Origin of the sequence: Streptomyces sp. NPDC028635, assembly GCF_040637635.1 — a bacterium.
GTDB lineage: Bacteria > Actinomycetota > Actinomycetes > Streptomycetales > Streptomycetaceae > Streptomyces.
The window spans coordinates 19,940-45,623 of record NZ_JBEZWX010000027.1 but is presented as its reverse complement, the minus strand read 5'-3'; the positions used below and the strand labels follow the sequence as shown (position 1 = coordinate 45,623).

26 protein-coding genes and 1 other RNA gene are annotated in these 25,684 nt (G+C 73.0%); 15 read left to right on the top strand and 12 right to left on the bottom strand.

Annotation, left to right across the window (positions count from 1 at the left end):
* Positions 1 to 105: 105 nt before the first annotated feature.
* From rnpB to AB0E88_RS25310, 7 genes are all read left to right on the top strand, one after another.
* Positions 106 to 513: RNase P RNA component class A (rnpB, locus tag AB0E88_RS25340), an RNA gene on the top strand.
* 440 nt (positions 514 to 953) lie between these two features.
* Positions 954 to 2,117 (top strand): ATP-binding protein, encoded by a 1,164-nt coding sequence (locus AB0E88_RS25335; RefSeq protein ID WP_361634576.1) that lies wholly within the window; start codon positions 954 to 956, stop codon positions 2,115 to 2,117.
* Positions 2,114 to 2,515: a roadblock/LC7 domain-containing protein gene (locus AB0E88_RS25330; protein ID WP_361634573.1), complete on the top strand. Its 402-nt coding sequence runs from the start codon at positions 2,114 to 2,116 to the stop codon at positions 2,513 to 2,515. The genes AB0E88_RS25335 and AB0E88_RS25330 overlap by 4 nt, the downstream gene beginning before the upstream one ends.
* Entirely contained in the window at positions 2,512 to 2,889 is a 378-nt protein-coding gene (locus AB0E88_RS25325; RefSeq protein WP_361634570.1) for a DUF742 domain-containing protein, read from the top strand. The genes AB0E88_RS25330 and AB0E88_RS25325 overlap by 4 nt, the downstream gene beginning before the upstream one ends.
* Positions 2,864 to 3,475, top strand: coding sequence for an ATP/GTP-binding protein (locus tag AB0E88_RS25320; RefSeq protein ID WP_361634567.1), 612 nt, complete (start codon positions 2,864 to 2,866; stop codon positions 3,473 to 3,475). The genes AB0E88_RS25325 and AB0E88_RS25320 overlap by 26 nt, the downstream gene beginning before the upstream one ends.
* 162 nt (positions 3,476 to 3,637) lie before the next feature.
* Positions 3,638 to 4,984 carry a cytochrome P450 gene (locus AB0E88_RS25315; RefSeq protein ID WP_361634564.1) on the top strand — a complete coding sequence of 449 codons (1,347 nt, stop codon included), beginning with the start codon at positions 3,638 to 3,640 and terminating at the stop codon, positions 4,982 to 4,984.
* A gap of 225 nt (positions 4,985 to 5,209) precedes the next feature.
* Positions 5,210 to 6,316 carry a tryptophan dimethylallyltransferase family protein gene (locus AB0E88_RS25310; RefSeq protein ID WP_361634561.1) on the top strand — a complete coding sequence of 369 codons (1,107 nt, stop codon included), beginning with the start codon at positions 5,210 to 5,212 and terminating at the stop codon, positions 6,314 to 6,316.
* Positions 6,317 to 6,368: 52 nt separating this feature from the next.
* On the opposite strand, the gene AB0E88_RS25305 is transcribed toward AB0E88_RS25310, so the two are convergent.
* The 4 genes from AB0E88_RS25305 to AB0E88_RS25290 all read right to left on the bottom strand — a co-directional run bounded on the left by AB0E88_RS25305 (position 6,369) and on the right by AB0E88_RS25290 (position 10,078).
* Positions 6,369 to 7,667 carry an NAD(P)-binding domain-containing protein gene (locus AB0E88_RS25305; RefSeq protein ID WP_361634558.1) on the bottom strand — a complete coding sequence of 433 codons (1,299 nt, stop codon included), beginning with the start codon at positions 7,665 to 7,667 and terminating at the stop codon, positions 6,369 to 6,371.
* A gap of 155 nt (positions 7,668 to 7,822) precedes the next feature.
* Positions 7,823 to 8,158 carry a MazG-like family protein gene (locus tag AB0E88_RS25300; RefSeq protein WP_361634555.1) on the bottom strand — a complete coding sequence of 112 codons (336 nt, stop codon included), beginning with the start codon at positions 8,156 to 8,158 and terminating at the stop codon, positions 7,823 to 7,825.
* Positions 8,159 to 8,184: 26 nt separating this feature from the next.
* Complete coding sequence (locus AB0E88_RS25295; RefSeq protein WP_361634552.1) at positions 8,185 to 8,733, bottom strand: DoxX family membrane protein; 549 nt, start codon at positions 8,731 to 8,733, stop codon at positions 8,185 to 8,187.
* A 94-nt stretch (positions 8,734 to 8,827) separates the two neighbouring features.
* Complete coding sequence (locus AB0E88_RS25290; protein ID WP_361634549.1) at positions 8,828 to 10,078, bottom strand: MFS transporter; 1,251 nt, start codon at positions 10,076 to 10,078, stop codon at positions 8,828 to 8,830.
* A 120-nt stretch (positions 10,079 to 10,198) separates the two neighbouring features.
* On the opposite strand from AB0E88_RS25290, the gene AB0E88_RS25285 reads away from it, so the two are divergent.
* A complete protein-coding gene (locus tag AB0E88_RS25285; protein WP_361634547.1) occupies positions 10,199 to 11,134 on the top strand; it encodes a LysR family transcriptional regulator in 936 nt (311 codons plus the stop codon).
* A gap of 297 nt (positions 11,135 to 11,431) precedes the next feature.
* Here AB0E88_RS25285 and AB0E88_RS25280 read toward each other — a convergent pair whose 3' ends face one another.
* Together AB0E88_RS25280 and AB0E88_RS25275 are read right to left on the bottom strand one after the other, a co-directional pair.
* The gene (locus tag AB0E88_RS25280; protein ID WP_361634544.1) at positions 11,432 to 12,202 is read right to left on the bottom strand and encodes an SDR family oxidoreductase; all 771 of its coding nucleotides are present in this window, start codon (positions 12,200 to 12,202) and stop codon (positions 11,432 to 11,434) included.
* 99 nt (positions 12,203 to 12,301) lie between these two features.
* Positions 12,302 to 13,336 carry a Gfo/Idh/MocA family oxidoreductase gene (locus AB0E88_RS25275; RefSeq protein WP_361634541.1) on the bottom strand — a complete coding sequence of 345 codons (1,035 nt, stop codon included), beginning with the start codon at positions 13,334 to 13,336 and terminating at the stop codon, positions 12,302 to 12,304.
* A 95-nt stretch (positions 13,337 to 13,431) separates the two neighbouring features.
* Between AB0E88_RS25275 and AB0E88_RS25270 the strand changes: the two genes are divergently transcribed.
* Genes AB0E88_RS25270 through AB0E88_RS25260 form a run of 3 tightly spaced genes read left to right on the top strand, consistent with a single transcriptional unit; the run spans position 13,432 to position 16,996 of the window.
* Positions 13,432 to 14,844, top strand: a complete 1,413-nt coding sequence (locus AB0E88_RS25270; protein WP_361634539.1) for a multidrug effflux MFS transporter — start codon at positions 13,432 to 13,434, stop codon at positions 14,842 to 14,844.
* The gene (locus AB0E88_RS25265; protein ID WP_361634536.1) at positions 14,802 to 16,004 is read left to right on the top strand and encodes a serine hydrolase domain-containing protein; all 1,203 of its coding nucleotides are present in this window, start codon (positions 14,802 to 14,804) and stop codon (positions 16,002 to 16,004) included. The genes AB0E88_RS25270 and AB0E88_RS25265 overlap by 43 nt, the downstream gene beginning before the upstream one ends.
* Positions 16,001 to 16,996: a small ribosomal subunit Rsm22 family protein gene (locus tag AB0E88_RS25260; RefSeq protein WP_361634534.1), complete on the top strand. Its 996-nt coding sequence runs from the start codon at positions 16,001 to 16,003 to the stop codon at positions 16,994 to 16,996. Before AB0E88_RS25265 ends, AB0E88_RS25260 begins: the two co-directional genes overlap by 4 nt.
* Here the strand turns inward: AB0E88_RS25260 and AB0E88_RS25255 are convergent, their stop codons facing one another.
* Positions 16,997 to 17,164 carry a DUF6243 family protein gene (locus AB0E88_RS25255; RefSeq protein WP_361634531.1) on the bottom strand — a complete coding sequence of 56 codons (168 nt, stop codon included), beginning with the start codon at positions 17,162 to 17,164 and terminating at the stop codon, positions 16,997 to 16,999. It lies immediately after the preceding gene.
* Positions 17,165 to 17,271: 107 nt separating this feature from the next.
* Here AB0E88_RS25255 and AB0E88_RS25250 point away from each other — a divergent pair, with 107 nt between their 5' ends.
* Together AB0E88_RS25250 and AB0E88_RS25245 are read left to right on the top strand one after the other, a co-directional pair.
* Complete coding sequence (locus AB0E88_RS25250; protein WP_361634528.1) at positions 17,272 to 17,889, top strand: TetR/AcrR family transcriptional regulator; 618 nt, start codon at positions 17,272 to 17,274, stop codon at positions 17,887 to 17,889.
* 115 nt (positions 17,890 to 18,004) lie between these two features.
* The gene (locus AB0E88_RS25245) at positions 18,005 to 18,730 is read left to right on the top strand and encodes a bifunctional DNA primase/polymerase (protein ID WP_361634525.1); all 726 of its coding nucleotides are present in this window, start codon (positions 18,005 to 18,007) and stop codon (positions 18,728 to 18,730) included.
* A gap of 368 nt (positions 18,731 to 19,098) precedes the next feature.
* On the opposite strand, the gene AB0E88_RS25240 is transcribed toward AB0E88_RS25245, so the two are convergent.
* From AB0E88_RS25240 to efeO, 4 genes are read right to left on the bottom strand one after another with little or no spacing between them, the layout of a single operon-like run.
* Positions 19,099 to 20,109, bottom strand: coding sequence for a hypothetical protein (locus tag AB0E88_RS25240; protein ID WP_361634523.1), 1,011 nt, complete (start codon positions 20,107 to 20,109; stop codon positions 19,099 to 19,101).
* Positions 20,060 to 20,941, bottom strand: coding sequence for an iron uptake transporter permease EfeU (gene efeU, locus AB0E88_RS25235; RefSeq protein WP_361634521.1), 882 nt, complete (start codon positions 20,939 to 20,941; stop codon positions 20,060 to 20,062). Before efeU ends, AB0E88_RS25240 begins: the two co-directional genes overlap by 50 nt.
* Positions 20,942 to 20,945: 4 nt before the next feature.
* Positions 20,946 to 22,199, bottom strand: coding sequence for an iron uptake transporter deferrochelatase/peroxidase subunit (gene efeB, locus AB0E88_RS25230; protein ID WP_361634519.1), 1,254 nt, complete (start codon positions 22,197 to 22,199; stop codon positions 20,946 to 20,948).
* 15 nt (positions 22,200 to 22,214) lie between these two features.
* Complete coding sequence (gene efeO / locus AB0E88_RS25225; protein WP_361634517.1) at positions 22,215 to 23,354, bottom strand: iron uptake system protein EfeO; 1,140 nt, start codon at positions 23,352 to 23,354, stop codon at positions 22,215 to 22,217.
* A 342-nt stretch (positions 23,355 to 23,696) separates the two neighbouring features.
* Here efeO and AB0E88_RS25220 point away from each other — a divergent pair, with 342 nt between their 5' ends.
* Together AB0E88_RS25220 and AB0E88_RS25215 are read left to right on the top strand one after the other, a co-directional pair.
* On the top strand, positions 23,697 to 24,341 hold the full coding sequence (locus AB0E88_RS25220; RefSeq protein ID WP_361634514.1) for a PhzF family phenazine biosynthesis protein: 645 nt from the start codon (positions 23,697 to 23,699) through the stop codon (positions 24,339 to 24,341).
* A 419-nt stretch (positions 24,342 to 24,760) separates the two neighbouring features.
* A complete protein-coding gene (locus AB0E88_RS25215; protein ID WP_361634511.1) occupies positions 24,761 to 24,967 on the top strand; it encodes a hypothetical protein in 207 nt (68 codons plus the stop codon).
* A 69-nt stretch (positions 24,968 to 25,036) separates the two neighbouring features.
* Here AB0E88_RS25215 and AB0E88_RS25210 read toward each other — a convergent pair whose 3' ends face one another.
* Positions 25,037 to 25,684, bottom strand: coding sequence for a biliverdin-producing heme oxygenase (locus AB0E88_RS25210; RefSeq protein ID WP_361634508.1), 648 nt, complete (start codon positions 25,682 to 25,684; stop codon positions 25,037 to 25,039).

Genomic DNA, 25,684 nt, shown 5'->3' with positions numbered 1-25,684 from the left:
CCACCATCGGCGTGTCCTTCGCCCTGATCCTGGCGGGCTCGGTCCTCGCGACGGCGGCGGGTCCGCGCAGGACCACCCGCCCGGTACCATGGTCCACACGGCAGACGAGCCGGGCGGACGGCCGCGTGGAGTCCCCTTGACGGGGGGCTTCCCGAGGAACGTCCGGGCTCCACAGGGCAGGGTGGTGGCTAACGGCCACCCGGGGTGACCCGCGGGACAGTGCCACAGAAAACAGACCGCCGGGGGCTTCGGCCCTCGGTAAGGGTGAAACGGTGGTGTAAGAGACCACCAGTGCCCAGGGTGACCTGGGCAGCTAGGTAAACCCCACCCGGAGCAAGGTCAAAAGGAGCGCTGTGAAAGGCGCTCTGCGCGGACGTTCGAGGGCTGCCCGCCCGAGTCCGCGGGTAGACCGCACGAGACCGGCGGCAACGCCGGCCCTAGATGGATGGCCGTCGCCCCGGCGTCCGCGAGGACACCGGGGAACAGAACCCGGCGTACAGCCCGACTCGTCTGCCCCAGCTGTGCCCGAAAGGGCCTCCGACCCGCGTCGGAGGCCCTTTCGCGCTGTTCGCGGGCGCACCGGTTTTTTGCGGGCTCGCCTGACCCTCGCGGGCGCACGTGCTCTTCGCGGGCTCACCGGCTTCCCGCAAGGTCACCTGCTCTTCGCCAGCTTGCGTCCTCCTCGCGGGCTCACCGGCTTCTCGCAGGCTCGCCCGTTTCTCGCCGCTCAGCCGCTTCCGGGGGCTGCCGCGCCGCCGTGCGGCTCGGCGCCCGGGCCACCCGGAGTTCTTCTCGCGTAGACGCCGTGTCGGCCCAACCTTTCGACAGGCGACGTCTGTTGACGGTCGGTCACCTGTTCGTCCGATGATACGATCACCGCACTTGCGGAGCGGGCGCGTCCACTCTCCTGGACGGGATCATCAGCCGGCCGTCAGTCGCCTGAAGAGAGTCTTATGACGGAATACACAGCGAACCCGGTGCTCTGGGCGCTTCTCGTCCTCCTCGTCGCCGCCGTCGCCCTCGTCGTCCGCCAGCGCAGGGCGGCCCGAGCGCTCCGGCAGGAGATCGACGGGCTCACCAGCCACTACTCCGACCTGGAGAACCACTACACGCAGTCCGTCCAGGCCGCCCAGGAGGAGGCCGAGGAGGCGACCAAGACCGTACTGAAGTCCGCGATGCGGACCCTTCAGGGCCTCGCCGCCGAGCAGCAGCTCGTCGTCTCCCGGCTCCAGGAGAAGTACGGCGACTCGGCCATCCTCCAGGACCTGCTGGAGATCGACCACACCAACTCGCAGTTCGGCCGGCGCGCCCAGTCCATCGCCGTGCTCTGCGACGGCTGGCTCGGCCGCCACCGCGACGTGGCGTCCGTCTACGACGTGGTGCGCAGCGCCCAGGGCCGCATCCGCCACTTCCGGCGCGTGGAGATCCTCTCCCAGGTGGACTTCGGCATCACCAGCCGGGCCGTCGAGCCGGTCGCGCTGGCCCTGGCCGAGCTGCTCGACAACGCCACCAGCTACTCCAGCCCGGACACCGTCGTCGAGATCAACATCCGCACCGTGCCCAAGGGCATCTGCATCGTCGTCGACGACGCCGGTGTCGGCATGAACGACGAGGAGCGGGCCCGCGCCGAGGGGCTGCTGTCCAGCCGCCGCGTCAAGGGCGTGTCCTCGCTCGGCAACCCCCCGCAGTTCGGCTTCGCCGTGATCGGCGTGCTCTGCGAACGCTTCGGCTTCGAGGTGTCCGTGGACTCCTCCTCCCCGTACGGAGGGGTGCGCGCGGTCGTCCTGCTGCCCCACGAACTGCTCACCGCCATGCCCGAGCAGAAGGCGCCGGCCCACATGCCCCCGCACGCGATACCCCACGCCACCGGGCCCGAGCCCGCGCTGACCGCGTCCGCCACCGCCGACGGCCTGCCCCGCAGGCGCCGCAAGCGGCCGATGGCGATCGTGCCGGGCAGCGCACCCGACGCCCGCACCTCCGGGCGCTCCGGCGCAGAGACGGCGGCGATCATGGGCGCGTTCCAGCGGGGCACGCAGTCCGGCCGGGCCGCGCGCGACGAGGCGGGCCCTACGAGCAGCACACGTGGTGCAAGCAGCGAAGGACATGAGGTCTCGTGAACGACGATCTGTCATGGATGCTCGACAGCGCCCTGGAGATTCCCGGGGCCCTGCACGCGGTCCTGATCTCGGCCGACGGTCTGTTGATGGCCCGGACGAAGGACTTCGACAAGGACGACGCCGACCGGGTCGCCGCCGCGATGAGCGGAGTGCAGTCCCTCAGCCGGTCGCTCGGCTTCTTCTGTGAGGACCCCCGGCACGCCTGGCGGCAGACGCTGGTGGAGTTCGACGGCGGCTGGGTCTTCCTGATCTCCGCCGGCGAGGGAGCCTACCTGGGCGTGTCCGCCTCCCCGGACGTCGACATGCAGGACATCACCTTCCGCATGCAGCAGCTCGTCGGCCAGCTCGGCAAGGCGCTCGCCGCGCCGCCGCGCGAAGACCTCGGCCTGCGCTCATGAGCGGGTACGAGGACTGGGAGCCCGAGACCGCGCCGTTAGTGCGTCCCTACGTCATCACCAAGGGACGCGGACTGCCCGACGACGAGCAGCTGTCCCTGATCACCCTCGTCACGGCGGCCCCCGAGGAGGGACAGCGGCCCACCCGGCTGTCGCCCGAGGAACAGCGGCTGCTGGACATCTGTTCCGCCGGTTACCTCTCGGTCGCCGAGATCGCGGGGCACACCCGGCTGCCGCTCGGCGTGGTGCGCATCCTCCTCGCCTCGCTGGCGGAGGGCGGCTACCTCATCACCCGCCCGCCCGTGGCCCGTGCCCCCCTCGCCGACCGGGAGATCCTCGAGGAGGTACTGAATGGTCTCCGCGCCAAGTTCGGCTGAGCCCGCCCGGCTCGGTGAGCAGGCGTACGTCCGCGGCGGCGCCGACCAGACCGCCGTGAAGATCCTCGTCGTCGGTCACTTCGCGGTGGGCAAGACCACCTTCATCGGCACGATCTCCGAGATCGAGCCGCTGTCCACCGAGGAGACCATGACCCGGGCAGGGGAGGGGATCGACGACCTCAAGGGCGTCACGGGCAAGACCACCACCACGGTCGCCATGGACTTCGGCCGCCTCACCATCAGCGACCGCGTCGTGCTGTACCTGTTCGGCACCCCCGGCCAGCAGCGCTTCGTGCAGATGTGGGAGGACATGGCCCGCGGCGCCCTCGGCGCGCTGGTGCTCGTCGACCCCGAACGGCTCGCGGACTCCTTCCCGGTGATCGACCTGATCGAGACCTACGGCCTCGACTACGCCATCGCCGTCAACCACTTCGACGGCTCCCCGCTGCGGGACGAGGCCGCGCTGCGTGACGCGCTCGACCTGCTCGAGGACACGCCCGTCGTCACCTGCGACGCGCGCGACGAGAAGTCGTCGGCGGCGGCGCTGACCACGCTGGTGCGGTACCTGCTGGACCGCGCCCGGTAACGCCTCGGCGCCGCGCCGGCGCGGGGGCGATCGCGGCCGCGGCACCGTCGTGGCCCCTCGCGCCCACGCGGCGCGGCCGCGTGTCGGACACAGCCCCGCGCCCCCGCGGGGCGCTTCGTGCCCCTCGCCCTCCCACCCCCCGGCACACCCCTAGGAACTGACATGGACGCTCACACCCCCGCCCCGGTGCCCCCGCCTGGGTGCCCGGCCCACGGCTCCGGTGCCCGGGTGCCGCTGTACGGGCCGGAGTTCGCGGCAGACCCGCAGGCGTACTACTCCTATCTGCGCCACTACGGGCCGGCCGCGCCCGTGGAGCTCGCCCCCGGTGTCGAGGCCACCCTCGTCACCGACTACACGGCAGCGCTGCAACTGCTCCAGGACTCCGGCACCTTCCGCAAGGACGCGCGCCGCTGGCGGGCCTTCGCCGAGGGCAAGGTGCCCGCGGACAGCCCGGTCGCGCCCCTGCTGGCGTACCGGCCCAACTGCATGTTCGCCGACGGTTCCGAGCACCTGCGGCTGAGGCAGGCGGTCACCGACTCCCTCGCCCGGGTCGACGTGCGGCGGCTGAGCCGCAGCACCGAGCAGATCTCGACGTACCTGATCGACCAGTTCGCCGGGCGCGGCTCGGTCGACCTGCTCGGCGACTACGCCAAGCAGCTGCCGCTGTTCGTCTTCAACGAGCTGTTCGGCTGCCCCGCCGACATCGGCGACCGGGTGCTGTTCGGCATCTCCGGCATGTTCGACGGCGTCAACGCGGATAAGGCCGTCGAGGTCCTCTTCCAGGCCGTCGGCGAACTCGTCGCGCTCAAGCGGAGCAAGCCGGGCGACGACGTCACCTCCTGGCTGATGCAGCATCAGGCGGCACTGTCCGACGAGGAGATGGTGCATCACCTCGCCCTCCTGCTGGGCGCCGGCGCCGAACCGCTGCGCAACCTGATCGGCAACACCCTGCACCGGCTGCTCACCGACGACCGGTACGCCAAGGAGGGCGGTCTGATCGACGAGGCCCTCGACGACACGCTGTGGGACAACCCGCCCATGGCGAACTACGCGCCCCACTACCCGGCCGCCGACGTGGACTTCGCCGGCCACCGGCTGGAAGCGGGCGAGCTGGTCCTGGTCAGCTTCGCCGCCGCCAACTCCGGTCCGGCACTGGCCGCCACCCGGCAGACCGGCAGCAACCGGGCCCACCTCGCCTGGAGCGCCGGCCCGCACGCGTGCCCGTCCAAGGAGCCGGCCCGGCAGATCACCGTCACGGCCGTGGAAAACCTGCTCAACCGGCTGCCCGACATCGAGCTCGCCATCCCCGAGGACAGCCTCACCTGGCGCTCCGGCCCCTTCCACCGCGCCCTGGCCGCCCTGCCGGCCCGGTTCACGCCGGTGCGCACCGTGCCTCGCGCTGTGCCGCCGCAGACCACCGCCCCCGCGGCGACGGCCCCCTCGGCGCCGGCCGGCCGCAAGCCCGAACGCACCGGTCTGTGGAGCCAGTTCCTCAACTGGCTCAGGTGACCCACCCGACACTCAGCGCCTTCGCCTCGTCGCATGACGGCTCGGCCTCACGGGTAGTGAGGAACGCGGCATTCCGAGTTACCGACGAGGCGAAGGAGGTTCCGTGGATCACATATCCACCGGCACCGGACCCAGACCCACCCTCAGCGAGTGGCAGCATCCCCCGATACCCGTCTTAGCAGGCGGGTATCTCCATGCCCGCCCCGGCTCGCGGCGGGAGCAGCGGTGATCGCCGCGCGGGCCGGGACGCTCGGCGGCCACACCGCCGGGCAGCTGCGGCGGCTGTGCGCGGTGGCGGGTCTGGACCCGACCGACACGGACACCTACGCGGACGTCCTGCTCACCACTCTGGGCCCGGCCGCCGAACGGCCGCTGGACCTGCCGCCGCCGTCGCGGACGTTCCTGTCCGACGACCACACGCCGGTGGAGTACTCCCTGTCGTTCACCGCCGGTGCGAACCCCGCACTGCGCGTCCTGCTGGAACCGGGCTGTGGCGCAGGCAGCCTGGCTCGCGGCGGCCGCGCGGCCCTGGCCGCCGTCCGGGAGATGGCCCGGCGCTGGGAGTTCTCCACCGAGCGCCTCGACGACCTCGAGGACCTGTTCCTGCCGCCGTCCCCGCACGGCCCGCTGGCCCTGTGGATCGCGCTGGAACTGCGGCCGGGCGGCGTGCCCCAGGTCAAGGTCTATCTGAACCCGGCCGCGTCCGGGCCGCACCGGGCCGCGCGGACGGTACGGGAGGCCCTGGGCCGTCTCGGCCACGAGCGGGCCTTCGAGGCGCTGCCCCCGGCCGACGGCTACCCCTTCCTCGCCCTGGACCTGGGCGACTGGGAGGCGCCCCGGGTGAAGGTGTACCTCAAGCACCTCGACCTGTCGGCCGCCGAGGCGGCTGGGCTGTGCCGGACGGAGCCGGGACCGCCCGCCGGGGAGGTCGCCGCGTTCCTCCACACCGCCGCCGGGGCCGCCTCGGCGTCACGGCTCGACCGCCGCCCCGGGCTCACCTGCCATTCCTTCACGGAGACGGACAGCGGGCTGCCCAGCGGGTTCACCCTGCACATCCCGGTCAGGGACTACGTCCGCGACGACGCCGAGGCGCTCGACCGCGCCCGCACCGTCCTCGCCGGACACGGCATGGACGCGGGACCGCTGACGCGTGCCCTGCCCGCGGTCACCGGCCGCCGCCCGGAGGACGGCGTGGGCCTGATCGCCTACCTGGCCCTGGCCCACCAGCGCGGCAGACCGCCGCGGGTGACGGCGTACGTCTCCTCGGAGACCTACGCGGTCCGGCCGCCGGCCCCGACACCCGAGCGGATCGACGCGCAGCCCGTGCACTGAGCCGGCCCGGCGAGCGAGGCTCCCGGTGCCGCAGGGGGCCTCGCCGCACGCGTCACACCGGCTGCAGCTCGCTCAGCTCCGCCAGATACGGCCCGAAGTCCACCTGGATCGAGGAGCCCTCGGTGTCGCCGTAGCGCTCTGCGACGGCGGCCAGATAGGTGTCGATCTCCTTGCGCATGACGTCCTCGGACGGCAGCGCGACGTCCCCGGCGACGATCCCCGCCACCCAGCGGGCCTGGGCCTCCACCAGTCGTGTGATCGCCCCCTGCGGCCGGACCAGCCCGACGAAGTGCAGCCCGGGGTGCCCGGGCGCGACCACCCGCTTGTACAGCTCCACGGCCCCCTGGGCGTTCACCGGGCAGCCGTCGGGCAGGGCGGGGAACGACATCCGGAACCCGGTGCAGCAGACGATCGCGTCGGCCCGTTCGGCGGTGCCGTCGGTGAAGACGACCCGGTCCCCGTCCAGCGAGCCGATCGCGGGCTTCGGTACGACGGCACCGTGCCGGATCCGGCTGAGGATCTCGTCGGAGACGGTCACGGCGGACGAGAAGATCGGGTGATCGGGCTCGGGCAGCCCGTAGTCGCCGAGTTTGCCCCGCGCCACCAGCAGCGCGTTCTCCACGAACCGGCGCGCCTCCGCGAAGGGCATCGCGGTGAACCAGGGTGCTTCGGCGATCAGGTCGACCGACATCCCGAACAACTGCTTCGGCACGATGTGCAGACCCCGCCGCACCGACAGCACGGTCCGCTCGGCGTGCCGGGACAGATCCGTGGCGATGTCCACGGCCGACGCGCCGAGCCCCACCACGACGACCCGCTGACCGGCGAAATCACGGGCGTCCTGGTAGTCCACGGAGTGCAGGATCGTTCCCGCGAACGACTGCGCGCCCTCGGGAAGCGGATCGGGCAGCGCGGGATCGGTGTTGTGCCCCGACGCGACGACCACATGGTCGAAGAGCCGGGTCCGCCGGCCGCCCCCCGCGCCCCGGGTCACCACCCGCCAGCCGCCGCCCGGTTCCTGCCGTACCGACAGCACCTCGGTGGCCGGCTCGATCCGCTCCCGCAGGCCCGCCCAGTCGGCGAAGGCACGCAGATAGTCCGCGACCTGGCTGTGCCGCGGGTACATCGGGTAGTCACCGGGCATCGGGAAGTCGGCGTACCCGGTCAGCGACTTGGCCGTGTTCAGGTGCAGCGTGCGATACCCCGGCCCCCGCTCACCCGCCCCCGGCTGCCGCCAGATCCCCCCGACGTCCGGCGCCTTCTCCACACACACGAAGTCGACGCCGCGGGCGTTGAGCGCGTGCGCGGCCGCCAGTCCGGACAGACCCGCACCGATCACGCACACGCTCACGCGTCCCCCCACACCGTCACCACCGATCGTTTTCGCACGGCCAGTGACTGCCCATCGAACACTTGCGTCACACCGGCGGCAGGGTGGTATACGCCACTACCGCACCACGGCCCCCACGCCACCCAGGTCACCACGCCACCGGCTCCACATCCCCCCTACGACGGCTCGCTCCCGAGGGACCGCCGTCTCACCCGCTCCAGATGCCCCGCGAACACGTCCCGCGCCTCCGGCGTCAGCGTCCGCAACGCCACCAGCGCGGTGATGACGACGTCGCACAGCTCGCCCTGGACGTCGTCCCAGGTATGACTGGCCCCCTTGCGCGGGTTCTGCCCGGTGGCCCCGATCACGGCCTGGGCGACCTCCCCGACCTCCTCGGACAGTTTCAGCACCCGCAGCAGCAACCCGTCCAAGCCGTCATGGCCCCGCCGCTCCTCCAGCCAGGCCCACAGCTCCTCGACGGTGCCCCACAACTCCACGTCCCGCTCACTCATACGGGGAGACTGCCACGCAAAGCGGCCTACTCGCCTTCGAACAGAGCCTCCTGCTCGCCCTCCCGCTGCCGGCGCAACTGCCTCATCCGGGCGCCGATGACGACGGCGGTGCCCGCCGCGGCGGTCGCGAAGGCGACCGGCACCATCCAGCCCCGGTTCACACTGTGGCCGAGCACCGCGTCCAGGGAGAGCCGGCCCGGCCCGGTGACGGCGAGCCCGGCGGCGGTCAGCCCCAGGGAGGCCGCGTACTCGTACCCGCCGCTCTGCGCGAAGAAGCCGTTCGGCGCGTGCACGGCGGCCGCGCCCGCCATCGCCCCGGCCGCGGACGCCCCGGCGGCCGGCGTGGCCAGCCCCAGCGCCAGCAGCACCCCGCCGCCGGTCTCGGCGAGCCCGGCCGCCATCGCGCTGGTCCTGCCCGGCCGGTACCCGACGGACTCCATGAACTGTCCGGTGCCCTCCAGGCCGTGCCCGCCGAACCACCCGAACAACTTCTGCGCCCCGTGCGCGGCCAGCACCCCGCCGGTCCCCAGCCGAAGCAGCAACAGCCCCAGATCACGTCGATCGAACGTCGTCACGGTCACTCCCTGAGCCCACGAGAAACGGCCCCCCTCCCACGGTGACACGGAGCCCGTCCGCCCACCCGCGCGAGCGTCCGTTCGGGTAGGCGGGTCAGACGCCGGCGCTGGGCTCCCGCACGGGCTCCTCCCGGGGCGCCACCCGGTCGTGCCGGGGGAGCAGGAGCGGGGTGGCGAGGATGAGCAGTCCGGCCACCGTCACAGCGGTGCGCGGGCCGGTGGCGTCGGCGAGCAGCCCGCCGAGCGCGGTGCACACGGCGATGGCCGCCTGCTGGCCGATCGACCAGGCCGACAGGGTGCGGGCGACGAGATGCCTGGGCGTGTGTTCGAGCCGGTAGGTGGCGAGCACCGGGGTGTACAGGCTCATGTTGACGATGATCGCCAGCTCGACGGCCATCACGGTGACGAGGCCGACGACACCGGGCCGCACGAAGGCGAGGCCGATCAGCCAGACGGCGCGCAGGGTGCCGACCCGGCGGAAGACCCACTGCGGGCCGTGGCGGGCCACGACTCGGCGTGCCAGCCGGGACCCGATGAGTCCGCCGAGGCAGGGGGCGGCGAAGGCGAGGCCGTACTGCCAGGGCGGGAAGCCGAGCCGGCGCACCAAGAGCACGGCCAGCAGCGGTTCGGTGGCCATGATCAGACCGGCGACGAGCATGTTGTTGAGGTAGAGCGCCCGCAGCCCGGGATGCCCCATGATGTGCCGCCAGCCGTCGAGCAGCCCGCCCGCCCGGACCCGGCCCGCGCCGGCCGTGCGCGGTGCTTCCTCCCGGCCGCCGATCGCGGTGATGCCGAGCGCGGAGAGCAGGTAGCTGAGCGCGTCGGCCGCCACCGTGACGACCGGCCCGAACAGGCCGATCGCCGCTCCGCCCAGCGGCGGTCCGACCGCGATGGAGCTCCAGTTCGTGGACTCCAGCCGGGCGTTGGCCACGAGCAGATCGTCCGGCGGGATCAGCGCCTTGAGATAGGCGCCGCTCGCCGCGCCGAACGCGATCCTGGCGGCGGCGGCCACCGCCGAGACCACGAGCAGCTGGACGAAGCCGAGCAGGCCGACGGCGTAGGCGACCGGGATCGTCGCCATGACCGCGAACCGGGTCAGATCCATCGCGATCATGACCGCCCGCTTGCGCCGGAACTCCACCCACGGCGCGAGGGGCACCGCGATCAGCGCCCCCACGGCGGGCCCCACGGCGGACAGCGCGGACACCTCGGCGGGCCCGGAGTGCAGCACCATGACGGCGATCAGCGGCAAGGCACCGAACCCCAGCCCGGACCCGTAGGCGCTGACCGCGTACGCCGCCCACAGCAGGCCGAACCGCCGGCCCAACCGTCTCCTGCCCACCACGCTCCCGCCCGGACAAACCCGCGTTGCCCACGCAGAGCTAAGCGAGACGCGCAACCCGAGGTCAAACAACCGCCCGGCCGTGGACGCACAACCACCGGTTGTTCACTAAGGTGACCCGGCGTGGATCTACAAGCAGTCCGTACGTTCGTCGCCGTCGCCGAAGCGGGCCAGTTCCAGAAGGCCGCCGCCGACCTGTCGCTCACCCAGCAGGCCGTCTCCAAGCGCATCGCGGCGCTGGAGCGCGACCTCGGCGTGCGGTTGTTCACGCGCACGCCGCGCGGTGCCGCGCCGACCATCGACGGGCAGGCGTTCCTGCCCCACGCGCGTGAACTGCTGCGCGCCGCCGAGCGCGCCGTCACCTCCGTGCGCGCCGGCCGCCGACCCCTGCGCGTGGACGTGCTCAACTCGCGCGGCGCGGCCTCGGGCCTGATGCGCGGCTTCCACCGCGCACACCCCGGGGTCGATCTCGACGTGGTGATGCTGCTGGACATCGAGACGGCCGTCGACGCCATCCGCTCCGGCACGGTCGACGCGTCCTTCCGCGCCGTCGCCGCGCCCGGCCGGCCCCTCCCCGAGGACATCGCCTCCGTGCGGGTGATCGACGAGCCGCTCCAGCTCCTCACCGGTCCCCACCACGCGCTCGCGGGCGCCCGGTCGGTGACCCTCGCACGGCTCGCCGGGCACCGGATCTGGATGCCGGGCATCGTTCCCGGGTCGGAATGGGCCGCCTACTACGACGACCTCGTCGCCGAGTTCGGCCTGACGATCGAGGCGACCGGCCCCAACTTCGGCTCCGACGCCCTCCTGGACACCGTGGCCGACACCCCGGCCCTGGCCACCTTCATGGGCGAGCACACCCGGCTCATCTGGCCCGCGGACCACGGCCTGCGACGCATCCCGGTCACCGGCCCGACCCCGGTCTACCCCCACTCACTCCTGTGGCACCGCGACAACCCCCACCCGGCGCTGCCCGTCCTCCGCGCCCATCTGACCACCGCGCCCCCCGCCCACTCGGCCCCCGGCACCTGGGTGCCGCGCTGGACGCTGCCGCGCTGAACGCACTCCGGCAGCGCCTCCCGGCGACCCCGGCGGACCCCGGCGTCCCGGGTGGCGGAAACACGGCAGCCGCCCCACCCGCACCGTCGCGCGTCCCGCAGGACGCACCCCCCCGGTGCTGTGGGACGGCTGCCGCCTCCCCCCTCGCCATGGCCTGCGGCCCGACGGTGGAACCATCGTGCTCCACATGTGAAGCTCCGATGAAGGAAAGTTGAGCATAAGTCCACCACCGGCCGCAATGCCACGGACCTTCAAATTCCACTTGTGCACATCACCGGCCTGACGCCCCGGCGCCTCTCAACCCCGTCCCACATACGGCATCGTCGTGGCCAGCACCGTCGCGAACTGCACGTTCGCCTCCAGCGGCAACTCCGCCATGTGCCGGACCGTGCGCGCCACATCGGCCACGTCCATCACCGGCTCCGCGGCCACCGCCCCGTTCGCCTGCAGCACACCCGTCTGCATACGAGCCGTCATGTCCGTCGCCGCGTTGCCGATGTCGATCTGCCCCACCGCGATCCGGTACGGCCGCCCGTCCAGCGACAACGCCTTCGTCAGCCCCGTCAGCGCGTGCTTCGTCGCGGTGTACGGCGCCGAGTGCGGCCGCGGCGCGTGCGCCGAGATGGAGCCGTTGTTGATGATCCGTCCGCCTTGCGGCGTCTGCTCCTTCATCTGCCGGTACGCCGCCTGCGCGCACAGGAACGCCCCGTTGAGGTTCGTGTCCACCACGTGCCGCCAGGCGTCGTACGGCAGTTCCTCCACCGGCACGCCACCCGGCCCGAACGTGCCGGCGTTGTTGAACAGCAGGTCCAAGCGCCCGAACCGCTCCACGGTGGCGGCGAACAGGGCGGCCACCGACTCGGGCTCGGTCACGTCTGTCGGCACGGCGAGCCACTCGGCGCCCGGCACCAGCGCCCCCGTCTCCTCCAGCGCGGCCGCGCGCCGCCCGGCCAGGGCCACCGCCCACCCCGCGCGCATCAGCTCGGCGGCGACCGCGCGCCCGATCCCGGACCCGGCGCCCGTCACGACCGCGACGCCGCGCCGTTCGGTGTTTCGTTCAGCGTTCATGGTCCCGAAGCGTAGACAAAGGTCCACACTCCGGAACCGGCCTTCCGTCATACGAACACGTGCCCGGGAGCGGCATCACCCGGGCAGGCGCACCGGCCGTCACACCGCGGTGAGTTCGGCCTCTCCCGTGAGGTCCCCCGTCTCGCTCGGATACCGGACACCGACCCGGCCGCGGATCGCGTCGAGCGTCCGCATCACCGCGAGCGTGCCGTCCAGCGGCACCAGCGGCGACTCGGTCTCACCGGCCCGCAGCGCCCGCATGACCTCCTTCGCCTCGTGCCGGAAGCTGGTGCGCGGCCCGTCCGCCGGGTCGGCGGCGAACTCCTCGGGCTCCTTGCCGTCGCGGTGCAGCACGAAGCGGTCGGGGTGGAAGAAGCCGTTCGGGATGTCGATCCGGCCGGCCGATCCGGTCACGGACGCGGTGACCGCCGTACCGCCGACGATGGAGCAGTGCACCGAGGCGAGCGCGCCGGAGTCGAAGGACAGCAGCGCCGCCGTCTGAAGGTCGACGCCCTCGGGGGAGAGGACCGCGCGGGCCGTGACGTCGGACGGCTCGCCGAGCAGCAGCTGGGCGAAGGAGACCGGGTAGACGCCGAGGTCGAGCAGCGCGCCACCGCCCTGCCGGGGGTCGCGCAGCCGGTGCGCGGGCGGGAACGGGCCGGCGAGCCCGAAGTCGGCCTGCACCGTGCGCACGTCCCCGACGGCCCCGTCGTCGACGAGGTCCTTCAGCCGCCGTACCAGCGGATTGCAGTACATCCACATGGCTTCCATCAGGAAACGCCCGTGCTCGCGGGCCAGTGCGACGAGTTCCTCGGCCTCGCGCAGGTTCAGCGTGAACGGCTTCTCGCACAGCACGTTCCGCCCCGACCGCAGGAGCAGCCCGGCCGCCGCCCGGTGCGCGGCGTGCGGGGTGGCGACGTACACCACGTCCACCTCGGCGTCCTCGGCGAGCGCCCGCCAGTCGCCGTAGGCCCGCTCGATCCCGAACCGTTCCGCGAACGCCGCCGCCGACTCCTCGGACCGCGAGGCCACCGCGACGACCTGCGCGTCCGGCAGATCCACCAGGTCCGCCGTGAACGCGGCCGCGATCCCGCCGGTCGCGAGGATGCCCCACCGCACGCCGTCCGCCGTCATACCCGCCCCACCCTCTGTTGCGTCTTCAAGCAGTCGTTCCGAGCTGAGAGCATAGGTGCCGATCCGTCGCCGAGGGAGTTCGAAAGGGAGGGCGCATGCCCGAGGGAGGGGCCCCCATACCCGAGGCCGCGCATCCGGCCACCACCGAGGCCGCGCGTCCGGCCACCACCGAGGCCGCGGATGCGCCCGCCTCCGAGACCACCGCAGCGGCCGCCACCGGCGCCACCGCAGCGGCTCCCACCGGCGCCACCGTGGGGGCCGGTACCGCCGCCGAGGCCGCCGCCCGTGCGGCGCACCGCCGCACCGGATGGCTCGTCACCCTCGTCCTGGGCGGCCTGACCGCCACCCCACCGCTCGCGATGGACATGTACCTGCCGTCGCTGCCGGCGGTGACCCGGTCCCTGCACGCGCCCGCCGCGACCGTGCAGCTCACCCTCACCGCCTGCCTGGCCGGCATGGCGCTGGGCCAGCTCGTCGTCGGCCCCATGAGCGACAAGTGGGGCCGCCGCCGCCCCCTGCTCATCGGCCTCGCCGTCTACGTCGTCGCCACCGCCCTGTGCGCGCTCGCGCCGAACGTGGAGACCCTGGTCGCCTTCCGGCTGGCGCAGGGCCTCGCGGGCGCCGCCGGCATCGTCATCGCCCGCGCGGTCGTGCGCGACCTGTACGACGGCGTCGCCATGGCCCGCTTCTTCTCCACCCTCATGCTGATCTCCGGCGTCGCCCCGATCGTCGCGCCGCTCATCGGTGGGCAGATCCTGCGCGTGACGGACTGGCGGGGCGTGTTCGTCGTGCTCACCGTGGTCGGCGTCCTGCTCGGCGCCCTGGTCCTCACCCGGCTGCCGGAGACCCTCCAGCCGCGGGACCGCCAGGACGGCGGCGTCAGCGAGGCGCTGCGCTCGATGCGCGCGCTGCTGGCCGACCTGCCCTTCACCGGCTACATGCTGGCCGGCGGCTTCGCCTTCGCCGCGCTGTTCGCCTACATTTCGGCCTCTCCCTTCGTCATCCAGGAGATCTACGGAGCCTCCCCGCAGACCTTCAGCCTGCTGTTCGGGCTGAACTCGGTCGGCCTGGTCGCCGTCGGCCAGCTCAACGGGAAGGTGCTGGTCGGCCGGGTCGCTCTGGAGAAGGTCCTCACGGCCGGCCTCACCGTCGTGATCCTCGCCGCGGCCGCGCTGCTGCTGATGGCGACGGGCACCTTCGGAGACGTGGGGCTCGCGCCGGTCGCGGCCGCCCTGTTCGTGCTGATGTCCGCGATGGGCGTCACCATGCCCAACACCCAGTCCCTCGCCCTGCTGCGCACCCGGCACTCCGCCGGCTCCGCCTCCGCGCTGCTCGGCACGTCCTCGTTCCTGGTCGGTGCCGTCGCCTCTCCGCTGGTCGGGATCGCCGGTGAGCACACGGCCGTCCCCATGGCCGTCGTCCAACTGGTGGCCGCTGTGGTGGCGATGGCCTGCTTCGTGGGAATGTGCCGTCCCTGGAACGCACGTGCGGAGGGAGCAGGGAACTGAGCGCGCCGAGACTGCGCAGGGACACCCCGGAGAAGGCCTGCCTCGACCCCGAGGAGCTGTGCCGCCTGGTCGCCGACGTGCGCGCCCTGACCGCCGGGCCGCGGCCCTGGGCGGCGGGCGCGGTCGTGGTCGCCGGACGCGGGCCGGTCGTCGCCGTTCAGGAGGCGTCGGGCTGGGCCCTGCGGTACGCCGCCTACGACCCGGAGACGGACAGCGGGGTGGAGCTGCCCGAGCCGGACCGGGTGCCGATGACCGTGGACACCCCGTTCGACCTGGCGTCCCTCACCAAACTCTTCACCGCGGTCGCGGCCGTGCAGCAGATCGAGCGCGGCACCCTCGGCATCGACGCCAAGGTCGGCGCCTACCTGCCCGACTTCCGGGCGGCCGCCGACCACGGCATCACGGTCCGGCAGCTGCTCACGCACACCTCCGGTCTGCGCCCGGAGCTGCCGCTGTACGACTGCGCGAACCACGCGGAACGCCTGGCCCTGCTGCGCGCGGAGGCGCCGAGCACACAGCCCGGCTCCTACGCGTACTCGGACCTGAACATGCTGCTCCTGCAGCACCTTCTGGAGCGGCTGACCGGCCGCACCCTGGACGTCCTCGTCCGCGACGGCATCACCCGCCCCCTGGGCATGACGGCGACCGCCTTCGGCCCGTGCCCCGGCGCCGCCGCCACCGAGGACCAGCGCCGCCCCTGGGCCAAGGCGGACCGGGGCCTGCTGCGCGGGGCCGTGCACGACGAGAACGCCTGGGCGCTGGGCGGGGTGGCCGGCCACGCCGGTCTCTTCTCCACCGGCCACGACCTGGCCGTCTTCTGCCGCACCCTGCTCGCCGGCGGCTCCTACGGCCCGGCCCGCATCCTCGGCCCCGACTTCGTGGAGCTGCTGCTGACCCCGCCCGGGCTGGGGTTCGCCGTGGACCAGCCGTGGTTCATGGGAGCCCTGGCCGGCCACGGCGCGGCCGGACACACCGGCTTCACCGGGACGTCCCTGGTCGTGGACCCGGCCACGGACACCTTCCTGGTCCTGCTGGCCACCACGGTCCACCCCCGCCGCCGCCCCCCGGACAGCCGCCCCCGAGCCGCGGCGGCCACCCGCCTGGCGCGGGCCGTCCGAGCGACGAAGGGCACGGCGGGACCTGAGAGAATTCCGGGGTGAACGCCCCCGTCTCCTCCTCCCCGGCCGAAACCCTGCGCACCACCCTCGCGCACCTGCTCGACGGGCTGCCGCCCAGGCAGGCCGCGCAGGCCGTGGAGCGGCTGATCGCCCACTACCGCGGAGCCACCCCGACCGACGCGCCGATCCTGCGCGACCGCGCGGACGTGGCCGCGTACGCCGCCTACCGCATGCCGGCCACGTTCGAGGCGGTGCGCGCGGCGCTGGAGGCGTTCGCCGAGGCCGCCGGGGACTGGACGCCGGGCAGCCACACCGACGTCGGCGGCGGCACCGGCGCCGCGACCTGGGCCACCGCCGCGACCTGGTCCGGCGAGCGCCCCGTCACCGTGCTGGACTGGGCCGAGCCCGCCCTCGCCCTCGGCAGGGAGCTGGCGGCCGCGCACCCCGGTCTGCGCGCGGCCCGCTGGCAGCGCGCCCGGATCGGCGCCGCCCTGACCCTGGAGGCCACCGACCTGGTCACCGTCTCCTACGTCCTGAACGAGCTGACGGCCACCGACCGGGCCGCCCTCGTCGACGCGGCGGCCTCGGCCGCGCAGGCCGTCGTCATCGTCGAGCCCGGCACGCCCGACGGCTACGCCCGCGTCATCGAGGCCCGCGACCGGCTCATCGCGGCCGGCTTCCGCATCGCCGCGCCCTGTCCCCACAGCGCCGGCTGCCCCATCGCGCCCGGCACCGACTGGTGCCACTTCTCCGCGCGGGTCAGCCGCTCCTCCCTGCACCGCCAGGTCAAGGGCGGCTCACTGCCGTACGAGGACGAGAAGTTCGCGTACGTCGCCGCCACCCGCTTCGCGGTCACCCCGGCGCCCGCCCGCGTCGTACGCCGCCCGCAGATCCGCAAGGGCCAGGTCCTGCTGGACCTGTGCGAGAGCGACGAACAACTGCGCCGCACGACGGTCACCAAGCGGCACGGCGAGCTGTACAAGGCGGCCAGGGACGCCGACTGGGGCGATCCCTGGCCGCCGCCGGGGGAGTGACTACCCCCGTTTCTCCTGGAGCCTGCGCAGCAGCTCCCGTTTCTGCGCCCGCGGGTCCGGGCCGCCACCGGCCCGGCCCGCGCGGCCGTTCCCGCGCAGTGCCGCACGCCCGAGGTTCTTCCGGGTACCGCCGACACCCAGCATCCCGCCCGCACCACTTCGCGCCATGACGCTCTCCTCCCGTTCCCAGTCGAGACGATACGTACCGTCTCGTGAAATGGATGATCCCAGCGTCGGCGAGACGCGCCGTCTTGTCAACCTGGTAGGTTGCGCCCATGGCCACCAGCAAGCCCACCCCCGACACCAGCCGCCGCAGCGAGAAGTCCCGGCGCGCGATCTACGACGCCGCGCTCGCGCTCGTCGCCGAGGCCGGCTACCCGAAGACCACCATCGAGGGGATCGCCGCCCGCGCCGGCGTCGGCAAGCAGACGATCTACCGCTGGTGGTCGTCGAAGGCGGACGTCCTGCTGGAGGCGTTCCTCGACCTCACCCACCAGAGCGCCGGGACATCCGGCCAGGAGTCCTACGCCCTCCCCGACACCGGCGACCTCGCCGTCGACCTCAAGGCCGTGCTGCGCGCCACCGTCGACGAACTGCTCGACCCCCGCTTCGAGGCACCCGCCCGCGCCCTGACCGCCGAGGGCGTGGTCAACGAACAGGTCGGCAGGCAGTTCATCACCCACCTCCTCGAACCGCAGCTCCAGCTCTACGTCGACCGCCTGCGGGCCGCCCAGTCCGCCGGTCACGTCCGCCCCGACCTCGACCCGCGCATCGCCCTGGAGCTCTTCGTCTCCCCGCTCGCCCAGCGCTGGCTGCAGCGCACCGGCCCGATCTCGTACGCCTACACCGACGCCCTGGTCGACTACGCCTTGTACGGCCTCGCCCCGCGCTGAGCGTGTGCGGTACGTCTCGTCCCCGGTACCCGGGATGTCCGCACAGGCCCCCCGATGCACCGGATGGTGGGACCATAGGGCATGCTGTCGGCACCACAGCGAGGCGAGGGGATAGATGAGCGCGGAGTTCGGCGGTCCGATGAGCCTGAGGGGCAAACTCACCCAGTGGCTGCGGGGACGCGGCCCGGAACAGGCCGCCGACGAAGGCGGCCGTGAGGCCCTGCTGCTCGCCGCGGCCCGGGCCGGACTGCCGCTCGCGCCCGCCGCGCACCCGGCGCCCGGCTACCGCTGCTCCTGCGACCGCGTGGGCTGTCCCACCCCGGCCCGGCACCCCGTCTCCTTCGCCTGGCAGACGCAGTCCACCACCGACCGCTCCCAGATCGAGCGCTGGGCCCGCCATCAGCCGCAGGCCAACTTCATCACCGCGACCGGCATGGTCCACGACGTGCTGGACGTCCCCCTGGAGGCCGGCCGCGAGGCCCTGGAGCGCCTCGAGTCGCAGGGCGTCGACGTCGGCCCCGTGGCCCAGAGCGACGACGGCCGCATGCTGTTCTTCACCCTCACCCGGGGCACCCCCGAGGACGAGGACGAGTGGTGGCCGTGCGAGTTGGACTGCCACCCCGAGACCATGGACGAACACCCCGGCCTGCGCTGGCACTGCCGCGGCTCCTACGTCCTGGTACCCCCCGCCCGCCTCCCCGGAGACGACGGCGAGTCGGTCCACTGGCTCCGCGGCCCCGAACACGCCCTCCCCGACCCCTTGACGCTCTTGGAAACCCTCACGGACGCCTGCGCCCGCCACACCGGCCAGGACCCGGCCCCCTGGCCCCTGCGCCACTGACCCTTCCGGCGACGAGAAACGCCGCAGGCGTCCCGAGCCCCGACGAAACCCCGGGCGTCCCGGACCCCGAGGCCCGCCACAGGCGTTCCGGGCCCCGAGGAACGCCGCGGGCGTTCCGGGGGCGCGGGGAACGGCGCGAGCAATCACGACGAACCCGCACGGGCCGCCGCAGGCGTTCCAGGGGCGCGGGGAACGCGCGAGCAGCCACGACGAACCCGCACGGGCCGCCGCAGGCGTCCCGGGGGCGCGGGGAACGCGCGAGCAGCCACGACGAACCCGCACGGGCCGCCGCGGGCGTTCCGGGGGCGCGGGGAACGGCGCGAGCAACCACGACGAAACGCGCGCGCCGCCGCAGGCACCCGCCCCGGTCAACTCCCTTGCGCCGACGTCATCCCCTGAGTCCGCCCCAGTACGCTCACCTCGGACCGACCGGAGGTCCGCGGCGGGTCCAGCGCGACCTCGTTCGACACGAACTCCATCGTCAGCGACTGCTTGATCTCCCCGGACGTCAGCGCCAGCACATCCCGTCCGGGATCCGGCACCGTCACCCCCGGCGCCGCCGTCTGCTTCTGGTAGTGCCGCGTGGTGAAGAAGACCAGCGCACCCCCGTCCGCCGTGCGCAGCGCGAGCGGCGCGTAGTCCCCCCGGGTCAGCGGCGTGTCGATGTACTGGTTCGCCAGCCCCGGCCGCCGCGCCTGCTTCTCGCGCGCGGCCCGCCACACACTCGTGTACGGCCCGTCCGCGAAGCCGTCACCACCGCTCTTGAGGTACGTCGTGTACCGCCGGCTCAACGACTCGGGCGTGGCCGCCAGATCCGCGGCGCCGGCGTCCACGGCCTCCGCGAACCCGTCCGCGTCCGTCTTGAACCGCGGCACGCTCCCCGGCTTGGCCAGGGTCAGATACCCCACCTGCCACGGCTCGTCCTGGTCGTGGCGCAGGAACACCAGCAGCCACCGCGACTTCCCCGCCCGGTTGCCGTGCGCGTCCGCCACGAACCACCGCGGCCAGCCCGCCTTCTTCGGGATCGTGTACGTCACGTCCGACAGCACCAGCGGCGTGTGTTCGGGGTTGCCCTGCGGACTGTTCGCGTGCCGCGCCTTGAGCCGCGCGGCGTCGATGTCGCCGAACGCCCCCGTCGTGAAGTCCGCGTCCTGGGAGGCGTCGTAGGCCTTGTCGGCCTTGTTGTACGCGGTCGTGAACTGCGTCAGCGCCTTCGCGGCCTCGGCCCGCGTGGTCGCGGGGAGCACCTCGCGCTCCCCGTGCACCACCACGCACCCGCTCGCACTCAGCGCCAGCGCGGTCAGCGACGCCGTCGTCAGCGCGGCGCGCTCACGCCTGCGAAGCCGTCGACGGCTGGGAACCCTTGTCTCCCGAGTCATTGGGCTGCTTCACCTTCCCCTTCCCGGAGGCGAACCCTACCGGGGCGAAGAAGACGGCGAGCGTGGGGATCAGGTACAGCAGCCACACCGTGACCTGGAGGACCGTCGGGTCGGGCTGGAAGTTGAACACGCCCTTGAGCAGCGTGCCGTACCAGCTGTCCGGCGGGATGGTGGAGGAGATGTCGAAGGCCAGGTTGTTCAGCCCCGGCAGCCGGTCGGCCTCCTGCAGATCGTGGAAGCCGTACGCCAGCACACCTGCGGCGACGACGACCAGCATGCCGCCGGTCCAGGTGAAGAACTTCGCCAGGTTGATCTTCAGCGCGCCCCGGTAGAACAGCCAGCCCAGGAACGCCGCCGTGGCGAGGCCCAGCGCGACACCGATCAGCGGGCGCGGCGTGCCGTCGGAGGCGGCGTGCACGGACGCCCACACGAACAGGGCGGTCTCCAGGCCCTCGCGGCCGACGGCGAGGAACGCGGTCGCGACCAGCGCGCCGGTGCCCATCTTCAGGGCGGCGTCCAGCTTGCCGTGCAGTTCGGACTTCAGATGCCGCGCGGTGCGCCGCATCCAGAACACCATCCACGTCACCAGGACCACGGCGAGGACGGACAGGGAGCCGCCGAGCGCCTCCTGCGCCTGGAACGTCAGCTCCTGCGAGCCGAACTCGAGGACGCAGCCGAAGCCGAGCGCGATGGCCACCGCGATGGCGATGCCGGTCCAGATGGGCCGGATCGCGTCCCGGCGCCCGGTCTTGACCAGGTAGGCGATGAGGATGCAGACCACGAGGCTGGCCTCGAGGCCCTCGCGCAGCCCGATCAGGTAGTTGCTGAACATCGAACTACGCCTCCTTGGAGAACAGCGTGCGGCCCCACCAGTCGCCGGCGTCCTTGACTCCGGGCGGGATCGCGAAGATCGCCGAACCCACGTGCTGGGTGTACTCGTTGAGCGCGTCCATGCGCGAGAGGTTGCGCTGGACGGGGATGAACCCCTTGCGCACGTCACGCTGGTAGGCCAGGAAGAACAGCCCGGCCTCCAGCCGGCCGAGGCCGTCGGTGCCGTCCGTGAAGGAGTAGCCGCGGCGCAGGATCGTCGCCCCGTTGTTGGAGTCGGGGTGCGCGAGCCGCACGTGCGCGGTCGGCTTCATCGCCTTCAGGAACGGCTCGTCGTGCTCCTTGGCCTTGCCGACGGCGGCGCCCTCGCGCTTGTCGCGGCCGAAGACGTCCTCCTGCTCCGCCAGCGAGGTGCGGTCCCAGGTCTCGATGTTCATCCGGATGCGCCGGGCCACCAGGTACGACCCGCCGGTCATCCAGTCGGTGCCGTCGCCCTCGCCGACCCACACGAACTTCTTCAGCCGGTCGGTCTCGGTGCCCGCGATGTTGCGGGTGCCGTCCTTGAAACCGAAGAGGTTGCGCGGGGTCTGCGCGCCGGGGGTCGTCGACGAGGTCTTGCCGAAGCCGAGCTGGGACCAGCGGATGGCGGCCTTGCCGAAGCCGATGCGGGCGAGGTTGCGGATGGCGTGCACGGCGACCTGCGGGTCGTCGGCGCAGGCCTGGATGCACAGGTCGCCGCCGCTGCGGGCCTTGTCCAGGTTGTCGCCGGGGAACTGCGGCAGGTCGACCAGGGCCTCGGGCCGCTTGTCCTTCAGGCCGAACTTGTCGAACAGCGACGGGCCGAAGCCGATGGTGAGGGTGAGCCGGGACGGCTTCAGGCCCAGCGCCTCGCCGGTGTCGTCCGGCGGGGCCTCGGCGAGTCCGCCGTAGGCGCCCTCGCCGATCGCCTTGCCGGCCGTCATCCGCCGCGCCGCCTCGGTCCAGTCCTTCAGCATCTGCACGAACTCGGCACGGCTGGCGGTGGTGACGTCGAACGCGGCGAAGTGCAGCCGGTCCTGCACGGGCGTGGCGATACCGGCCTGGTGGGCGCCGTGGAAGTCGACGGCGCCGCCCGTGTCGGCGGCGGCCGGGTCCATGTCGTCGGTGCGGGTCACCGCGACGGCACCACCTGCCACCGCGGCGCCGAGCGCCAGCCCGGCCCCGCCCCAGCCGATGAGCGCGCGCCTGCTGGGCGTCTTCGCTCCGGTCTCGGTGTCCGTCATCGCTGCTCCTCGGGGTTACTTCGCGACGGCGGCGGCGAGCTTGGACAGCGGCTCCGCCAGGGCGTTCACGGCGTCGGACAGCTGCTTGCGCTCACCGGCGCCGACCTTGTCGTAGGAGGTGAAGTCGTACGACTGCTGGTCGGCGCGGTACTTGTCCAGCAGCGTGTTCAGCGCGGCGAACTGCTTGTCCAGTTCGGCGGTGAGCGCCTTGTCGTTCGCCTGCACGACCGGCTTGAGCAGCTCGTAGGACTTCTGCGCGCCCTCGACGTTGCCCTTGAAGTCGACCAGGTCGGTGTGCGAGTAGCGCTCCTCCTCGCCGGTGACCTTGCCGGTGGCGACCTCGTCGAGCAGTTCCTTGGCGCCGTTGGCCATGGAGGTCGGGGTGATCTCGGCGGTGCCGACCCGCTTCTGCCAGTCCTTGAGGTCGGTGACGAGCTGGTCGGCGAGGGTCTTCTCCTCGGCGCCGATCTTCCCGCCCTGCCACAGCGCCTTCTCCAGGCGGTGCCAGCCGGTCCACTTCTGCCCGGCCTCCAGGCCGTCCTCGCGGACGTCGACCTTGGGGTCGATGTCGCCGAAGGACTCGGCGACCGGCTCGGTGCGCTCCCAGCCGAGGCGCGAGGGCGCGTACGCCTTCTTCGCCGCCTCCACGTCCCCGGCCTTGACGGCCTTCACGAACGTCTCGACCTTGGGCAGCGTCTCGTCGGCCTGCTCCTGCGCGTAGGTGCGGTAGGCGGCGACGGCCTGGTCCAGCCGCGGGTCGCGCTTGGCGGTGGTGCCGCCGGTGACCTCGAGGGTCTGGCGGATGCCCTTGCCCTTCATACCGGGCTTGCAGGCGATCTGGTAGGTGCCCGCCTTCACCTCGGCGGTGACCTTCTGCTTGGTTCCGGGGCCGATGTTCTCGCGCTCGGCGACGACGCGGTCGTCCGGGAAGAGGACGTAGACCTCGGTGACCTTGGAGCCCTTGTTCTCGATGGAGAGCTCGACGTGACCGGCGGGGACGTCCTTCTTGGAGACCTGGCACTTGTCGTCCGTGGCGGTCACCTGTATCGCACCGTCGCCGCCGTCGGCCTTGCTCTTCTGGGTGCAGCCGGTGACGGCGGCCAGAGCCGCCGCTGTGGCGACGGCGGCGGTGACGGTCAGTCTGGCGGCTCGCATGCGGGGCTCCCGGGCGGTGGCTGAAAGTCGTCGTGTCGGACCCCACGAGGTTGGTGAGGCTCGCCTAACTTAACCGAGGCTTACCTGTGCGGCGTACCCGCATGCAGTGATTCACCTCTCATGGACGCTGTAAGGGTGCGACTTGATCACGGTGACTCAAATGGAACGCCATGAATCAGTAAAGGGACATTCAAGGAATCCCCCCGCCCGCGGCCGGGACCTGCGACAGCGGCCCCCACGTGCCCACTGCTGCGGGCACCCGCCGGCCGCGGCACGTCAGGCGCACCGATGCGCCGACGGCGCACACGGCGACCGGCCTGCCCTCGATGCTTGAATGCCCCGGTGACTGACTACGACGTGCTGCGCGTCTTCTGCGCGCCGAACGGCGGCTACGGCAACGAACTGGGCGTCGTCCGCGACGGCAGCCGCATGCCCGGGGCGGCCGAACGGCAGGCGTTCGCGGGCCGGCTCGGCTTCAGCGAGACCGTGTTCGTCGACGACCCCGAGCGCGGCGTGATCGACATCTACACGCCCACCCTGCGGCTGCCGTTCGCCGGCCATCCCTGCGTGGGCACGGCCTGGCTCCTCGACGTGCCCGAACTCGTCACGCCCGCCGGGGTGGTGGGCGCCCGGCAGGACGGGGAGTTCTGCTGGGTCGAGGCCCGCGCGGAGTGGGCGCCGCCGCGCACCCTGCGCCAGTACGCGACGGCCGCCGAGGTCGACGCCCTGCCGGTGCCGCCGCCGGGGGAGTGGATCTACGCCTGGGCGTGGGAGGACGAATCCGCGGGCCGGGTGCGCGCCCGCGCCTTCCCCGGCCGCGACGACGGCATCACCGAGGACGAGGCGACCGGAGCGGCGGCACTGCTGCTCACCGACCACCTGGGCCGCGCCCTCAACATCACCCAGGGCACGGGCTCCCAGATCCTCACAGCCCCCCAGCCCGAAGGCTGGGTGGAGATCGGCGGCAGGGTGGTCCTGGAACGCTGACCGGGCCGGGAGCCCGCGCCGCGGGGCGAGTGGAAGCGCCCACGCCGGGCGGCGTCGCGCGCGCGGCTGGTGGCCGGGTGCGGTGCCCGAGGCCCGGGTCCCCGTCGGGTGTGGTGCCCGAGGCCCGGGTCCCCGCGAGGGGTGCGGGGTCGCAGGGCGGGGCCTGGCGCCGGGGGCGTGGGGCGGGGGCGTGGTGGTCGCCGTGGCGAACCGCGCGGCGCGGCCGCACAGCCGTTGGGGCCCGGATGGCCCGTGCCGGACGCGGGGTAGCGGCCCGCTGCCGGAGGGGCCGGTGCTGTTCGGGTGGGGTGCGCGCCCGTTCAGGTGGTAGCGCGAGCGCTCGGGTGGCGGTGCGTGTGCGGACGGTCCGCGCCGGGGACCTCTGGCGTGATCTGTCACCGACCCCACTGGAGGGTTCCATGCGCATGCGCTCGGTTCTGGCCGCCGCACTGCTGACCGTCACTCTGACCGCCGCCGGCGCGGCCACCGCCGCCGCGGCCGACTTCGACCCGCGCCACGGCGGCGGCGACGACGGCGCTGACGTCTGCGCCACCCACTACGGGGCCATCACCTCGGAGGAGGGCAACCTCGCCTGGGGTGGCTCCTTCTGCCGCGGCGACCTCTGAGCCCGCGATGACATCCGGGGGACGGGCGCGCCATGGGCGGCCCGTCCCCCGGGCGGTCGCAAAGCCCGCTCACGCCGACAGCGCGAACTCCTCGCCCAGCGCCCCGAACACCGCCGTGTTCAGCGCGAAGGCCCGCCGGCACTCGGCGACGATCCGCTGCTTCTCCAGCTCGTCCACGCCGATGCCGTCCAGCAGGCCCCGGTACTGCCGCTTGAACGCGCCCGGGTCGGCGATCTTCTCGAAGACGTAGAAGCGCACCCCGTCGCCCTTGCGCGCGAATCCCCACGTCCGCTCCGCCCGGCCCCGGACGACCTGCCCGCCGGAGAGATCGCCGAGGTAGCGCGTGTAGTGGTGGGCGACATAGCCGCCGGGCCAGCGCGCGGCGCACGCGCGCACCCGGTCCGCGTAGGCGCGCGTCGCGGGCAGCGCGGACAGGCCCGCCCGCCAGCCCGGGCCCCGCAGATGGGCCAGGTCCCGCTCCAGCGCCGGCAGCCGCAGCAGCTCCGGCCGGACGAACGGCCCCGCCACCGGATCCGACGCCAGCCGCCCGGCCCCGGCCTCCAGCGCCTCGTAGACGAACCACAGCTGCTCGGTGTAGCGCGCGTAGGCGTCGACGCCCAGCCGGCCGCCGAGCAGGTCGCTCATGAACGCCGAGGTCTCCGCCCGCGCGTGCTGCTCGCGGGTCGCGGTGCGGATGAGGCTCGAGAACGACTCCAT

Coding starts and splice junctions, on each gene's coding strand:
- efeU (WP_361634521.1), bottom strand. CDS start 20,941: ATGTTCAGCAACTACCTGATCGGGCTGCGCGAGGGCCTCGAGGCCAGC.
- AB0E88_RS25210 (WP_361634508.1), bottom strand. CDS start 25,684: ATGGAGTCGTTCTCGAGCCTCATCCGCACCGCGACCCGCGAGCAGCAC.
- AB0E88_RS25240 (WP_361634523.1), bottom strand. CDS start 20,109: ATGACTCGGGAGACAAGGGTTCCCAGCCGTCGACGGCTTCGCAGGCGT.
- AB0E88_RS25275 (WP_361634541.1), bottom strand. CDS start 13,336: ATGACGGCGGACGGCGTGCGGTGGGGCATCCTCGCGACCGGCGGGATC.
- AB0E88_RS25280 (WP_361634544.1), bottom strand. CDS start 12,202: ATGAACGCTGAACGAAACACCGAACGGCGCGGCGTCGCGGTCGTGACG.
- AB0E88_RS25270 (WP_361634539.1), top strand. CDS start 13,432: ATGCCCGAGGGAGGGGCCCCCATACCCGAGGCCGCGCATCCGGCCACC.
- AB0E88_RS25215 (WP_361634511.1), top strand. CDS start 24,761: ATGCGCATGCGCTCGGTTCTGGCCGCCGCACTGCTGACCGTCACTCTG.
- AB0E88_RS25315 (WP_361634564.1), top strand. CDS start 3,638: ATGGACGCTCACACCCCCGCCCCGGTGCCCCCGCCTGGGTGCCCGGCC.
- AB0E88_RS25325 (WP_361634570.1), top strand. CDS start 2,512: ATGAGCGGGTACGAGGACTGGGAGCCCGAGACCGCGCCGTTAGTGCGT.
- AB0E88_RS25250 (WP_361634528.1), top strand. CDS start 17,272: ATGGCCACCAGCAAGCCCACCCCCGACACCAGCCGCCGCAGCGAGAAG.
- AB0E88_RS25320 (WP_361634567.1), top strand. CDS start 2,864: ATGGTCTCCGCGCCAAGTTCGGCTGAGCCCGCCCGGCTCGGTGAGCAG.
- efeO (WP_361634517.1), bottom strand. CDS start 23,354: ATGCGAGCCGCCAGACTGACCGTCACCGCCGCCGTCGCCACAGCGGCG.
- AB0E88_RS25300 (WP_361634555.1), bottom strand. CDS start 8,158: ATGAGTGAGCGGGACGTGGAGTTGTGGGGCACCGTCGAGGAGCTGTGG.
- AB0E88_RS25335 (WP_361634576.1), top strand. CDS start 954: ATGACGGAATACACAGCGAACCCGGTGCTCTGGGCGCTTCTCGTCCTC.
- efeB (WP_361634519.1), bottom strand. CDS start 22,199: ATGACGGACACCGAGACCGGAGCGAAGACGCCCAGCAGGCGCGCGCTC.
- AB0E88_RS25255 (WP_361634531.1), bottom strand. CDS start 17,164: ATGGCGCGAAGTGGTGCGGGCGGGATGCTGGGTGTCGGCGGTACCCGG.
- AB0E88_RS25245 (WP_361634525.1), top strand. CDS start 18,005: ATGAGCGCGGAGTTCGGCGGTCCGATGAGCCTGAGGGGCAAACTCACC.